Origin of the sequence: Delftia sp. SD018, assembly GCF_017355445.1 — a bacterium.
Lineage (GTDB): Bacteria > Pseudomonadota > Gammaproteobacteria > Burkholderiales > Burkholderiaceae_C > Comamonas > Comamonas acidovorans.
Map to the genome: position 1 here is coordinate 1 of NZ_JADDRN010000004.1, position 13,086 is coordinate 13,086.

A 13,086-nucleotide genomic window follows, 5' to 3' on the forward strand; every position below is an offset into this window, starting at 1 on the left:
ACGAAAACGGCATGGACGTGCTGCGCCGCGCCGACACCGCCATGCTGCAGGCCAAGGAGCGCGGCAAGCACTGCATTGCCACGGCATCAGGCGCACAATGGCAGCCAGTTGGAAATGCAGGCGCCGGCCTTTGATCCACCCAGGGCCACGCCCCGTCTTTCCCCGCTTTTTTGCGCCACCTGCCCCGAACCGCCATGCACCTGCCCTTCAGCGCCTCCGTCCCTGCACCGCGGCGCCAGTTTCTGGTCGGCTCGGGCCTGGCCACGGCGCTGGGCCAGTTGCCTGCCTGGGCCCGGCTGGGTGAACGGCCTGCGCACAACCCCTTCACGCTGGGCGTGGCCAGCGGCGACCCCGAACCCGACAACGTGCTGCTGTGGACGCGGCTGACGCCACCGCTGACCCAGCTGGGCGAGACCGACACCACGGCCATGCCTGCGCTCAAGATCCGTTGGGAGCTGGCGCACGACCCGTTGTTCCGCCAGATCGTGCGCAGCGGCGAGGCCATGGCCCAACCCGAATGGGGCCACGGCGTGCATGTTCAGGTGGGAGGACTGGCGCCCGACCGCTGGTACCACTACCGCTTCATGCTGGGACAGGCGGTCAGCGGCACGGGCCGCTGCCGCACGGCGCCCGCCCCCGGCAGCATGCCGCAGCGCCTGCGCCTGGCCTATGCCTCCTGCCAGCGCTGGGAGCACGGCTACTACGCAGCCTGGCGCCAGGTGGTGCAGGACGCGCCGGACCTGGTGATCTTCCTGGGCGACTACATCTACGAATACGCCACGCCCGCCATGACGCTGGGCCTGGCCCGCACGCACAACCTGCGCGCCGCGCAGACCCTGCAGGACTACCGCGACCGCTACGCCCTGCACAAGAGCGACCCGCTGCTGCAGGCCGCGCACGCCCTGTGCAACTGGTCCGTGGGCTGGGACGACCATGAGGTGGAGAACAACTACGCGGGCGACCAGGGCCAGGGCGATGCCGCGCGTTTCCTGGCCCGGCGCATGGCCGCCTGGCAGGCCTTCTACGAAAACATGCCGCTGCGTGCCAGCGCGCTGACGGGCGCCGGGGCATCGCATGGCGGCGGCGGCCTGCAGCTGTACCGCAGCCTGCAATGGGGCCGGCTGGCCCGGCTGCATCTGCTGGACGGCCGCCAGTACCGCAGCGCCCAGGCCTGCCGCACCGAGGGCGAGGCAGACAAGGGCAGCGTGCGCCCTGCGCAATGTGCAGCCCTGTCGGACACGGCGCGCAGCTTCCTGGGTTGGACCCAGGAGCAGTGGCTGTACCGCCAACTGGCCGAGGACGCACGCAACCAGGGCAGCGAGGGGCCGCGCTGGAGCATCCTGGCCCAGCCCACCCTGCTGTCGGCGCACCGGCCGCCTTCGGGATCGCAGGCCACGGACAGCTGGGACGGCTACCCGGCCGCGCGCCAGCGCCTGGTGCGCCACCTCACGCCGGGCGCCCAGCCCACGCCGCGCAACAGCGTGCTGCTGGGCGGCGACCTGCACCAGAACTACGTCTGTGCCGTGCATGCCGATCCCGAGGCCGCGCCCGAACGGCGCAACCCCATCGTGGCCAGCGAGTTCTGCAGCACCTCGATCACCTCGCGCAGCGGCACCACACAGGCCAAGGTCGATGCCATCGTCGCCCACAACCCGCAGGTGCTGTACGCACGCTGCGAGGAACGCGGCTATGGCCTGGCAGACATCACGCCCGAACGCTGGACCAGCGAGCTGCGTGCCGTGGCCAACCCCATGCGCGCCGACAGCCGCATCTACACGCTGGCCCGCTTCACCGTCGAGGACAGGCGGCCCGGCCCCGTAGGCAGCTGACAGGGCACTGACGCAGGGCACGACCGAAGGGCACTTTCAGCAGGCCTCGGAATCAGTGGCTATCCTGACATCGCCACCCGGCATGCCGCCTATCGTATGGTGAGCTGCCTTGCCCCGCCCACCAGAACACGGAAGCCATGCACCTGACTTTCAGCGCCTACTACACCCTGATCTTCGCCGCCCTCGTCCTTTTGCTGGGCAAATGGCTGGTGCAGCACCTGCGCCTGCTGCGCGAATTCAACATCCCCGAGCCCGTGGCCGGCGGTCTGGTCGTCGCCGTCGCCCTGTTCGTGCTCAACCAGACCCTGGGATACACCTTCAGCTTCAGCAGCGAGCTGCAGATGGCCTTCATGCTGGTGTTTTTCTCATCCATCGGGCTGAGCGCCAATTTCGCCAAGCTGCGCGAAGGCGGCCGTTCGCTGCTGCTGTTCCTGGCCGTGGTCGCCGTCTTCATCGGCCTGCAGGACCTGGTGGGCGTAAGCCTGGCCACGATGCTCGGGCTCGACCCGCTGTTCGGGCTGATCGCAGGCTCCGTCACCCTGACGGGCGGCCATGGCACGGCAGGCGCCTGGGGCCAGGTTTTCGAGCGCGAATACGGTATCCAGGGTGCGGTCACGCTGGGCATTGCCTGTGCCACCTTCGGACTGGTGATCGGCGGCCTGATCGGCGGCCCGCTGGCCAAGGCCCTGATCACGCGCCGCAGGCTTGCCGTGCATGACCCCGCAGCCGCCCCCGAAAAACAGCCCCCGCTGGGCGAAAGTGCAAGCCACGGCGGCTTCGAGAACCCCGAGCAGACGCGCCTGATCACCACCAGCGCGGCCATAGAAACACTGGCCCTGTTCGCAGGCTGCCTGGGCTTTGCCGAGTTCATGGCGCAGTTCACCGCCGGCACCCTGTTCTCCCTGCCCACCTTCGTCTGGGCGCTGGCAGGCGGCGTCGTGATCCGCAATACGCTGGACTATGTCTTTCACTTCCAGGTATTCGACCGGGCCATCGACGTCTTCGGCAATGCCTCGCTGTCCATCTACCTGGCCATGGCCCTGCTGTCGCTCAAGCTGTGGGAGCTGGCGGGGCTGGCGGCGCCGCTGATGGTGATCCTGGCGGCCCAGACCCTGGTGATGGGCCTGTATGCCGCGCTGGTGACCTTCCGCATCATGGGCAGCAACTACGATGCGGCCGTGCTGGCCGCCGGCCACTGCGGTTTCGGCATGGGTGCCACGCCCACGGCCGTGGCCAACATGCAGGCCATCACCAACCAGTACGGCCCCTCGCACAAGGCCTTCCTCATCGTGCCGATGGTGGGCGCCTTCTTCGTCGACATCGTCAATGCCACGGTGATCCAGCTGTTCATCCGCTGGCTGCACTGACCACCGCAAACACCGAACGCCCCATGCCCCTGCTGCGCCGCGCCCTTGCCACCACCCAGGCGCTCGTCCTGGCCCTGCTGCTGGCAGGCTGCAGCCTGCCGCCGCTGGCCGGCCGCAGCGAATCCACGGCGCTGGCGCCCGAGGCCGCCCAGGCCACGCTGCTGGGCCAGGCGCTGGCACCGCTGCTGGACCAGCATCCGGGGCTTACCGGCATCCACGCGCTTTCCGATGCACGCAACGCCTACGCGGCGCGTGCCCTGCTGGCCCGCGTGGCCCAGCGCACGCTGGATGTGCAGTACTACATCTGGCGTGACGACACCACGGGCCACCTGCTGCTCGACGAACTGCGCCAGGCCGCCGACCGGGGCGTGCGCGTGCGCCTGCTGCTGGACGACGGCGGCACGGCGGGGCTGGACACGCAGCTCAGCGCGCTGGACCGGCATCCGCAGATCGAGGTGCGGCTGTTCAACCCCTTTGCGCAGCGCACGCCCAAGGCGCTGGGCTATATGACGGATTTCTCGCGCACGCAGCGGCGCATGCACAACAAGAGCTTCACGGCCGACAGCCAGGCCAGCATCGTGGGTGGACGCAACATCGGCGACGAGTACTTCGCGGCCACCGACGGCGTGCTGTTCGCCGACCTGGACGTGGTCGCCATGGGGCCGGTGGTGGCCGATATCGCGCACTCGTTCGACCAGTACTGGGCCAGCGCCTCGGCCTACCCCGTGGCCAGCCTGCTGCCGCCGCTGCCCGACTATGCGGTGGCGCGCGCCAGCGAGGCCCTGGCCACCGAGGTGCAGCGCCCCGAGGCCCAGGCCTATGTGCGCGCCGTGGCGCAAAGCCCGTTCACGCAAGAGCTGCTGGCCGGCCGCCTGCCACTGCAATGGGCCCACACCACCCTGGTCAGCGACGACCCGGCCAAGGTGCTGGGCCAGGTGCCCAGGCAGGGGCTGCTGATCACGCAGCTGGCACCCGCCATCGGCCAGCCGCAGCGCCAGCTGGACCTGGTCTCGCCCTACTTCGTGCCCACCGAGGCCGGTGTGCGCGCCCTGGCCGGCCTGCGCCGCCAGGGCATTGCCGTGCGCGTGCTCACCAACAGCCTGGAGGCGACCGACGTGGCCGTGGTCCACGCCGGCTATGCCCGGTACCGGCGCCCGCTGATCGAGGAAGGCGTGCAGCTGTACGAGCTGCGCCGCCAGATCGGCGAGCCGGACACGCCCGCCGCCGATGCAGGCGTGCCCCGGCAAGGGCTACCATCGCCCGCCGCGTCCTCGGGCGGGAAGTCGGGCGGGAAGGCGGGCGTGGGTTCGGGCAGCCGCCCCGGCAGCTCGGGCTCCAGCCTGCATGCGAAGACTTTTGCGGTCGATGGCGAGCGCATCTTCGTGGGCTCGTTCAACTTCGACCCGCGCTCGGCCCACCTCAACACCGAGATGGGCCTGCTGATCGACAGCCCCGAGATGGCTTCGCAGATGAGCCGCATGCTCGACCAGAGCCTGCCGTCCGCCGCCTACCACGTGCAGATCGATGTACAGGGCCGCCTGAGCTGGACCACGGAAAGCGGCACGCCGCCTGAGCCACTCACCACCACCACCGAGCCCGGCAGCAGTGCATTCAAGCGCCTGATGCTGCACGTGCTGGGCTGGCTGCCCATCGAGGGGCTGCTTTGATGCCGGGCCTGGCCGCTCAGTCCAGCCGGATCGACGGGCGCAGGCGCGAATTCATCAAATCGATCAGCCACAGCAGCCCGCCGCGCCAAAAGCCGTAGATGCGGGCCTGGTGCGAGCGGTACAGCATGATGTGGCTCAGCATGGCCATGCGCCCGCGGATCACGCCGCCGTTGAACAGGCCGAATTTGCCCAGCGATCCATAGGCGTCGTAATGGGCCAATGACACCAGGGCGCCAAAGTCGCGGTAGGCAAAGCCTTCGGGGCGGAAACCCGGCTCCTTCAGCAGGCGCGGCAGCGTCTCCACCAGATAGCGGGCCTGCTGGTGCGCCACCTGGGCGGTGGGCGGCAGCGGCACGCTGGCGCCGGGCAGGGTGAAGCTGGCGCAATCCCCCACGGCGTAGACATGGGGGTCGCTGGTCTGCAGCTGGCCGTTGACCTTGAGCTGGTTGCCTTGCGTGGTCTCCAGTCCCAGCTGCGCCAGGAAGGCCGGGGCCTTCACGCCCGCTGCCCAGACGCGCAGGCCTGCGGGGACGAACTCGCCGCTGGCCAGCACGAACCCCTCTTCGCTGGCCGACTGCACGCGGCCGTTGACGATCACCGAAACGCCCAGGGCCTGCAGCCGCAGGCGCGTGGCTTCGGAAATCTCTTCAGGAAAGCCGGGCAGCAGGCGCGGCCCGGCCTCGATGAGCACGATGCCGAAGCGCGCGGCCTCGCCCAGCGCGCCGTAGGCGCGGGCGCTCTCGGCCAGCTGCACCAGCTCGGCCGCCAGCTCCACGCCCGTGGCGCCGCCGCCCACGATGGCCACGCGCAGCTGCTCGCCGCTGGTCATGCAGCGCACCATGCGCAGGCGGATCTCGCTGTTGAAGGCATCGGCCTTGCGGCGCGAGTCGATCATGAAGCAGTGCTCGTCCACGCCCGGCGTGCCGAAATCATTGGCGCCGCTGCCCACGGCGATCACCAGCCGGTCGTAGGCAATGCGCCGGCCCGGCACGATCTCGCGGCCATCGGGCGCCTCGATGGGGGCCAGCAGCACCTCGCGCGCCTCGCGGTCCAGGCCGCACATTTCGCCGGGCTGATAGGCAAAGCTGGCGTCGCTGGCCTGGGCCAGGTAGGTGGTCTGCTGCTGGGCCAGGTCGCGCGTGCCGGCTGCAATGGTGTGCAGCATGGGCTTCCAGACATGGGCCGAATCGCTGTCCACCAGGGTCACGGAGCCGATGGCGTCCGTGCGCCCCTTGCCCAGCGCCGTGGCAATCTCCAGCCCCGCCACGCCACCGCCCACGACGACGATGCGCGCCCCGCCCGATCCCGTTGCCGAACCCGCTTCTTGTTCCTTGCCCATTGCTGCTCCCTGCCGGAAGGCCCGGCCGGCCGCACCATGCGCCGGCTTGCAGGACATTCGCTTCCAGACAGTCTTGATTCTTGTCAGTTTGGGTAGCAGGCGACTTGCTAGGGGTAAGCCCCAGATCTGCAACAGATATCTGATAGAAGACCGCCGATCGCGCAAGGCCCAGTCTTGTACAGGACCGCGCTGCAGGAAAAACATTGTCTCTGCCGGATGGCCAGCCGGACGTGATCATTGCGCTATCAACACAAGAGCATCCACCCCGTCCGTCACGCAGCATAGACGACGACATGGCGGTCTGCATCTGCAGGCCTGCACGAATGCCCCGCCGCCGGGCCCGCGATTTGCGATTGTCAATATACGAAACGTATATTCCCCGTATGATCGCCACCCCATGGGAATCGTCAAAATATCCGACCAATTGCACGACCAGATCCGCCTGTCCAGCGCGGCCCTGGGTCGATCCATCAACGCCCAGGCCGAGCATTGGCTGCGTGTCGGCCAGCTGGCCGAACACCATCCCCATCTCGACTACGCAGGCATCTGCGCCCTGCTGCTGCAGGAGGCCGCGGCCACGCTGAAGCTGGGCGAGCCCGAGGCGGCACCGGCTCCCGCCGATACGGCAGCACGCCGCCCGCGCCCCGTGCGCCTGTCGGGAGGCCTGCAATGAGGGGCGCCAAGCTGCGCAGCGTCCCGCTGCACGATGCCCTCGATATCGGGCAATCACGCAAGGCCGGTGGCCTGGCCGCCCGCGTCCTGCAGATGCTGGTGCCCCACGTGCAGCCGGGCGTCAGCACCGAGCACCTGGACAAGCTCTGCCATGACTTCATCGTCGATGAACTGCGCTGCGTGCCCACCAATGTGGGCTACCACGGCTTTCCGAAGACGGTCTGCACCTCGCCCAACCACGTGGTCTGCCACGGCATCCCCGACGCCCGGCAGATCCTGCGCGAGGGCGACATCCTCAATGTCGATGTGGCCGTGACCACGCCCGAGGGCTGGATCGGCGACACCAGCCGCATGTACTACGTGGGCCAGCCCTCCAACCAGGCGCGCCGCCTGGTGGAGACCACCTACGAGGCCCTGCTGGCCGGCATCCGCGCCGTGCGCCCCGGCGCCACGCTGGGCGACATCGGCCATGCCATCCAGACCGTGGCCCAGCGCGAGCGCTTCAGCGTGGTGCGCGAGTACTGCGGCCACGGCATCGGCAAGGTCTACCACGACGACCCCCAGGTGCTGCATTACGGCCAGCCCGGCCAGGGCATGGTGCTGGAGGCCGGCATGATCTTCACCATCGAGCCCATGCTCAACGCCGGCAAGGCGGCCACGCGCGAACTGGCCGACGGCTGGACGGTGATCACCAACGACAAGTCGCTGTCCGCCCAGTGGGAGCACATGGTGGTGGTGACCGACACGGGCTTCGACGTGCTCACACGCTGGCCCGAGGGCACGGGCAGCTACGCGGCCATCTGAGCATGGCGTCCAACTACCTGTACCTGGGCCTGGCCATCGTCGCCGAGGTGGCGGCCACCTCCTGCCTCAAGCAGTCCGAAGGCTTCACGCGGCTGTGGCCCAGCGTGGTCACGGTCCTGGGCTACGCGCTGGCCTTCTACTTCCTGTCGCTGACGCTGCGCACCGTGCCCACGGGCGTGGCCTATGCGATCTGGTCCGGCGCGGGCATCGTGCTGATCTCCCTGGTCGGATGGCTCTGGCAGGGCCAGACGCTGGACCTGCCCGCGCTGGCGGGCATGGGCCTGATCGTGGCGGGCGTGCTGGTCATCCAGCTGTTTTCCAAGACGGCCGGACACTGAGCCGCTGCCCGCGCTGCGGCCCGGCCCTCAGCCCGTGATGGCCTGGACCGATCCGGCCTGCCGGCGCAGCTCGAACTTCTGGATCTTGCCCGTGCTGGTCTTGGGCAGCTCGCCAAAGACCACGGCGCGCGGCACCTTGTAGCCGGCCAGGTGCTTCTTGCAGTGGGCCACGATGTCTTCGGCCGTGGTCTGCGCGCCGGCCTTCAGCTCGATGAAGGCGCAGGGCGTCTCGCCCCACTTGGGATCGGGCTTGGCCACCACGGCGGCGGCCAGCACGGCCGGGTGGCGGTAGAGCACGTCCTCGACCTCGATGGACGAGATGTTCTCCCCGCCCGAGATGATGATGTCCTTGCTGCGGTCCTTGATCTGTATATAGCCGTCCGGATGCTGCACGGCCAGGTCGCCCGTGTGGAACCAGCCGCCGCGGAAGGCCTCGTCCGTGGCCTGCGGGTTCTTCAGGTAGCCCTTCATGGCGATGTTGCCCTGGAACATGATCTCGCCCATGGTCTGGCCGTCATGGGGCACGGGCTCCATGGTCTCCGGATCGAGCACGCTGGCCGAGCGCTGCAGGTGGTAGCGCACGCCCTGGCGGGAATTGAGGCGCGCGCGTTCGCCGATGTCCAGCGCATCCCAGGCTGCGTGCTTGGCGCAGACCGTGGCCGGGCCGTAGACCTCGGTCAGGCCGTAGACATGGGTGATGTCGAAGCCCAGCTGTTCCATGCCCTCGATCATCGACGCCGGTGGTGCGGCGCCCGCCACCATGGCCTTGACCCCGGCGGGCACTCCCTCCTTCATGGCGGCCGGCGCATTGACCAGCAGGCCGTGCACGATGGGCGCGCCGCAGTAATGCGTGACGCCGTGGTTGCGGATGGCATCGAAGATGGCCTGCGCCTCCACCCGGCGCAGGCAGACGTTGACGCCGGCGCGTGCCGCCACCGTCCACGGAAAGCACCAGCCGTTGCAATGGAACATGGGCAGGGTCCACAGGTAGACGGCGTGCTTGGGCATGTCCCACTCCAGCACATTGCTGATGGCATTGATGGCCGCACCCCGGTGGTGGTAGACCACGCCCTTGGGATTGCCCGTGGTGCCGCTGGTGTAGTTCAGCGCAATGGCGTCCCACTCGTCGGCGGGCAGCTGCCAGTCGAAACCGGCATCGCCGCCGGCCACGAAATCGTCGTAGTCCAGGCTGCCCACCTGCTCGGCGGCCGGGCCGTACAGCGCGTCCTCGACCTGGATCACCAGCAGCGGCGCGCTGCGCTGGCGCAGCTTCAGCGCCTTGGCCACCACGCCCGTGAACTCCGGGTCCACGATCAGCACCTTGGCCTCGCCGTGGTCCAGCATGAAGGCAATGGTTTCCGCATCCAGCCGCGTGTTCAGCGCATTGAGCACGGCCCCCGCCATGGGCACGCCGAAATGCGCCTCCACCATGGGCGGCGTATTGGGCAGCATCACGGCCACGGTGTCGTTCTTGCCCACGCCCGCCTTGTGCAGGCTGCTGGCCAGCTGGCGGCAGCGCGCATAGGTCTCGCCCCAGTTGCGGCGCAGCGTGCCGTGGACCACGGCCAGCCGCTCGGGATAGACCTCGGCCGTGCGGGCGATGAAGCCCAAGGGGCTGAGCGGCGCATGGTTGGCGCTGTTGCGCTCCAGATGCTGGTCGTAAATGTGGGTCATCGTGGTCTCCGGTTCGCTGGGTTTTCTGGTGAGATGCCCGCCTGCCGCCGCAGGCTGGCGAAACCTGAAGATATAGCAAGACAGGCTTACACAAGCTTGATGCGCATCCACCCGGCTCGCCACCGCACAGGCCCTGATAACCAAAGCAGCATGCATGGTCTTTGCAGGGCATCACAACTTTCAGAATTTCATGGAAATTGAAAATACTTATGCAGAACAATCACTTGACCTGCCTGCAGGCGCGCCTGTGACTGTCCCCCAGGCGACTGCACAACCACAGTCCTCTATAAGACATCATTTATCAGATGACTCGGCCGCACGGCCCCGGCTTCACTCGTAGAATCGCCGCTTGGATTCGCCGGCCAGCACCGCTGGAAGGCGAACAAGGAGTTCCTAGAGGAGTCGCCTGGCAACGCTCCAGGCATCGTTGGAGACGAGCCTGCACCCCACCGGTGCAGGCTTTTTTTTGCTTCAGCGCAGGCTCAGGGACTGGCGCTTCCAGGCCGGGTCCTGCCAGCGCTGGAACAGCGGCAGGGCGGACACATCGCCGGTCACGCGCTCGGTGGCCAGGCCGTCCAGCCGCACCACTTCGAAGCTCTTGCGGTAGCGGCCCTGGCCACGGGCCTCACGCGCCACCAGCATCAGCTGGCCGCCAGGCACCCAGCCTGCCCATTCGGCCACGCCGGTCTCCGGGGCGGTGGCGGCCGGGGGCAGCACGTCGGCCAGCCAGCCGCCTTCGGTCTTGCGCAGCACCCACAGTTCGCGCCAGCCTTCCAGCGGCTGCACGGCCAGGGCCACGGCCGTGCCCTCGCGGTTGGTGCTGGCCGATGCAGCCCACACCACGCCATAGGTGCAGCGGCGCAGCAAAGGCGCCTTGGCGCCGTGCTGGGCGTCCACCAGCAGCACGCAGGTTTCGCCGGGAGCACCGGGCTCGGTCAGCAGCGTCGGGCGGGCTCCGGCAGCAGGAGCCGCAGCAGCAACAGGCGACAGCGCCCAGCGCACGGCGCTCACCCGCATGGCCGCGTCGTTGTAGGCGCTCTGGTCTTCATCGGGCAGTTCGGACTTGCCGACGCCCGTGAACTCGGCCAGCGCCCGGGCGGCCGATGCCGCCACGGCAGGGTCGGCCATGCTCTTGCGCGCCTGCTGAAAGGCCAGCGCCGCCCACACGCTGGCGCGGCGCATCTGCACGCGGCCGCGCAGGTAGGGCGGCAGGCCGGTCACGTCCACGCGCTCCAGCACATCGGCCTGCCAGGCATGCATGCGGGCGCGCTCATGGGCCGGCAGATCGGGGTCCACGCATTCGGGCCGTGTCAGCGCCAGGGCGGCGCGGGCGCGCTGCGGCGCGTCGGCGGCGGGCATGGCCAGCACGCGGCGGAAGAATTCGCCTTCATAGCAGACCTGCATGCGGCCTTCGACCTCATAGGTCGCAAAGCGCAGGCCGTAGCCGTTGGCCACATCCAGGTGGGCCGACAGCGTGACGCCCGAGGCCTTGCCGGGCGCCGCGGCGGAGGCGCGCCGCGCCAGCCGGTCGGCAAAGCCGCCCAGTGCGTCGAAGGCCTGCGCGCCTTCGGCGCCAGCCAGGGTCCTGGCGGGCGCGGCCTGCAGGTAGGCGGCCGCCAGGCCAATGCCCAGCGCCTCGGCACCGGGCGTGTCCTGCACGAAGCGCAGCACGGCCAGCAAGGCAGGGGCATCGGCCTCGGTTATTGCCACGCGGCGCACATCGCCTGCGCGGATGAAGCCGCCGCGCTCGCGCTTGTGGTCCCAGACCTGGAGGTAGTCCAGGCGTTCGCCCCTGATCTCCAGCACCTCGCCTTGCCACAGGCTGGCCTGCTGCTGGGCGCCATCGCGCGGCGCGGCGCGCAGGCTGGCCTGGTCCTGCACCACGATGGCGCTGCCCATGCCGGTGGCCAGCGCTGCGGCGGCCAAGGTCGATACGGTCAGCATGGCTTATTGCTCCTGAACGGCTGCGTTGGCATCTTCGGCCGCCACGGAGGCTGCGCCGGCCTGTGCATTGCGGCTGCCGCCCAGCAGGGCCGCGCCGATGAAGTCGCCATTGGCCGGCGGGGGCGCGATGATGACCTGGATCTTGTCCGAGAGCTTGTCGGCCAGCGTCTTCTGGATGAGCAGCGGGTAGCGCGTGACCAGGGTGCCTTCGCGCGCCATCTGCTCGGCGTTCACCTTGCCCAGGCGGTCCATGCGGAAGGCCTCGGCCTCGGCCAGCTTCTGGCGCGCATCGGCTTCGCCATTGGCCTCTATGCGGCGGGCCTGGGCGCTGCCCTCGGCGGCTTTCACGCGGGCCACGCGCTCGGCCTCGGCCTCCAGCTGGCGCTGCTCGATCTGGCGCTGCTTGAAGGGCAGCACATGCTTCATGGCCTCTTCCTGGGCACGCGCCGCAATCACCTGCTCGCGTGCGGCGGCTTCGGCGGCCACTTCGCGGCGCACCTTGTCGGCATTGGCGTCCAGCTCGGTTTCCTTGACGCGCTTGTCCTTGAGCTCCAGCGTGTAGCGCATCTTCTCGGAGGCCAGCTCCTCGGCCAGCAGGCTGTCCATGCCGCGGCGGTACTCGGCAGGCAGGTCCACCTTGCCGATCTGGATGCTGCGCAGCGTGACGCCGTCGGCCGCCAGGCGCGTGCGCAGTTCGGTCTCCATGATCTGGGCGATCTCGGCGCGCTTGGTCGAGAAGATTTCGCGCACGGTGTAGCGCGCAAACACCTTGTAGACCAGGCCCTGCACGGCGGGCTCCACGATGTCGCCGCCTATGTCCAGAGGCAGGTTGCCGGCCTTGACGGCGGGCGATGCGGGATCAAGCGCATAGCGCACGTTCAGGTCCAGACCCAGGGACAGGCCCTCGACCGACTGCAGGGGTGCGCTGCCATTGGCTTGGCGCATGGCCTCCGGACGGTAGCTCTGGTCGCGCAGGGAGAACACGCGCACCGTGTGCAGGCCCGGCACCACCCACACGCTGCCATCGCGCCACAAGCTGACCGAGCCCGTGAACTGGTTCAGGCGCACGCCCAGCGTGCCCTGCTCCAGGTGCTGCACGGGCGGGTTGCGCACCACCACCAGACCTGCCGCCACCACCACGGCACCGATGGCCAGCCAGCGCACGGTACGTGCCGTGGGCAGCAGGACTGCCCAGTCCACGGGCTGGCGGCGGGGCGCGTTGCCCGGCAGCGTGCCGGCGTCGGCTGCAGGCTCGGAGGAATCGGCAGGGCCGGCTCCGTCCAGGCGGGCGGACTTGCGGCCCGTCAGGGCCTGCATGATGCGGTTCCAGGTGGCTTTCATGGTGTTCTCTCTCTCGGCTGTGATGGCTGTTGTTGGCTGTTGTTGGCTGTTTCTGAGGCACCGGAAACAGGGGTGGCTCATTGAGGACCGATTGTTCGGATCCACCCCGGA

10 protein-coding genes are annotated in these 13,086 nt (G+C 69.0%); 6 read left to right on the forward strand and 4 right to left on the reverse strand.

The window, feature by feature from the left end; all coding sequences use genetic code 11:
• Positions 1 to 194: 194 nt before the first annotated feature.
• The 3 genes from INR38_RS06050 (at position 195) to INR38_RS06060 (ending at position 4,863) form a co-directional block, all read left to right on the forward strand.
• Complete coding sequence (locus tag INR38_RS06050) at positions 195 to 1,829, forward strand: alkaline phosphatase D family protein (RefSeq protein WP_207441792.1); 1,635 nt, start codon at positions 195 to 197, stop codon at positions 1,827 to 1,829.
• A gap of 137 nt (positions 1,830 to 1,966) precedes the next feature.
• Positions 1,967 to 3,196 carry a sodium/glutamate symporter gene (gltS, locus tag INR38_RS06055; RefSeq protein ID WP_012206832.1) on the forward strand — a complete coding sequence of 410 codons (1,230 nt, stop codon included), beginning with the start codon at positions 1,967 to 1,969 and terminating at the stop codon, positions 3,194 to 3,196.
• A gap of 23 nt (positions 3,197 to 3,219) precedes the next feature.
• Complete coding sequence (locus INR38_RS06060; RefSeq protein ID WP_207441793.1) at positions 3,220 to 4,863, forward strand: phospholipase D family protein; 1,644 nt, start codon at positions 3,220 to 3,222, stop codon at positions 4,861 to 4,863.
• 16 nt (positions 4,864 to 4,879) lie between these two features.
• On the opposite strand, the gene INR38_RS06065 is transcribed toward INR38_RS06060, so the two are convergent.
• Positions 4,880 to 6,202, reverse strand: a complete 1,323-nt coding sequence (locus INR38_RS06065) for an FAD-dependent oxidoreductase (RefSeq protein WP_013801159.1) — start codon at positions 6,200 to 6,202, stop codon at positions 4,880 to 4,882.
• A 397-nt stretch (positions 6,203 to 6,599) separates the two neighbouring features.
• On the opposite strand from INR38_RS06065, the gene INR38_RS06070 reads away from it, so the two are divergent.
• The 3 genes from INR38_RS06070 to INR38_RS06080 are packed head-to-tail and all read left to right on the forward strand — an operon-like array spanning position 6,600 to position 8,016.
• Entirely contained in the window at positions 6,600 to 6,875 is a 276-nt protein-coding gene (locus tag INR38_RS06070) for a ParD-like family protein (RefSeq protein WP_012206835.1), read from the forward strand.
• Positions 6,872 to 7,678 (forward strand): type I methionyl aminopeptidase, encoded by an 807-nt coding sequence (gene map, locus INR38_RS06075; RefSeq protein ID WP_034396318.1) that lies wholly within the window; start codon positions 6,872 to 6,874, stop codon positions 7,676 to 7,678. The genes INR38_RS06070 and map overlap by 4 nt, the downstream gene beginning before the upstream one ends.
• A gap of 2 nt (positions 7,679 to 7,680) precedes the next feature.
• Positions 7,681 to 8,016, forward strand: a complete 336-nt coding sequence (locus INR38_RS06080; RefSeq protein ID WP_012206837.1) for an SMR family transporter — start codon at positions 7,681 to 7,683, stop codon at positions 8,014 to 8,016.
• A gap of 27 nt (positions 8,017 to 8,043) precedes the next feature.
• Here the strand turns inward: INR38_RS06080 and INR38_RS06085 are convergent, their stop codons facing one another.
• The 3 genes from INR38_RS06085 to INR38_RS06095 form a co-directional block, all read right to left on the reverse strand.
• Positions 8,044 to 9,690, reverse strand: coding sequence for an acyl-CoA synthetase (locus INR38_RS06085; RefSeq protein WP_012206838.1), 1,647 nt, complete (start codon positions 9,688 to 9,690; stop codon positions 8,044 to 8,046).
• 471 nt (positions 9,691 to 10,161) lie between these two features.
• Entirely contained in the window at positions 10,162 to 11,634 is a 1,473-nt protein-coding gene (locus INR38_RS06090) for a hypothetical protein (RefSeq protein ID WP_207441794.1), read from the reverse strand.
• A 3-nt stretch (positions 11,635 to 11,637) separates the two neighbouring features.
• On the reverse strand, positions 11,638 to 12,975 hold the full coding sequence (locus tag INR38_RS06095) for an SPFH domain-containing protein (RefSeq protein WP_065346028.1): 1,338 nt from the start codon (positions 12,973 to 12,975) through the stop codon (positions 11,638 to 11,640).
• Positions 12,976 to 13,086 lie beyond the last annotated feature (111 nt).

Bases quoted from the DNA above. Each gene is read 5' to 3' on its own strand.
- INR38_RS06050 (WP_207441792.1), top strand. From the start codon at position 195: ATGCACCTGCCCTTCAGCGCCTCCGTCCCTGCACCGCGGCGCCAGTTT.
- gltS (WP_012206832.1), top strand. From the start codon at position 1,967: ATGCACCTGACTTTCAGCGCCTACTACACCCTGATCTTCGCCGCCCTC.
- INR38_RS06060 (WP_207441793.1), top strand. From the start codon at position 3,220: ATGCCCCTGCTGCGCCGCGCCCTTGCCACCACCCAGGCGCTCGTCCTG.
- INR38_RS06065 (WP_013801159.1), bottom strand. From the start codon at position 6,202: ATGGGCAAGGAACAAGAAGCGGGTTCGGCAACGGGATCGGGCGGGGCG.
- INR38_RS06070 (WP_012206835.1), top strand. From the start codon at position 6,600: ATGGGAATCGTCAAAATATCCGACCAATTGCACGACCAGATCCGCCTG.
- map (WP_034396318.1), top strand. From the start codon at position 6,872: ATGAGGGGCGCCAAGCTGCGCAGCGTCCCGCTGCACGATGCCCTCGAT.
- INR38_RS06080 (WP_012206837.1), top strand. From the start codon at position 7,681: ATGGCGTCCAACTACCTGTACCTGGGCCTGGCCATCGTCGCCGAGGTG.
- INR38_RS06085 (WP_012206838.1), bottom strand. From the start codon at position 9,690: ATGACCCACATTTACGACCAGCATCTGGAGCGCAACAGCGCCAACCAT.
- INR38_RS06090 (WP_207441794.1), bottom strand. From the start codon at position 11,634: ATGCTGACCGTATCGACCTTGGCCGCCGCAGCGCTGGCCACCGGCATG.
- INR38_RS06095 (WP_065346028.1), bottom strand. From the start codon at position 12,975: ATGAAAGCCACCTGGAACCGCATCATGCAGGCCCTGACGGGCCGCAAG.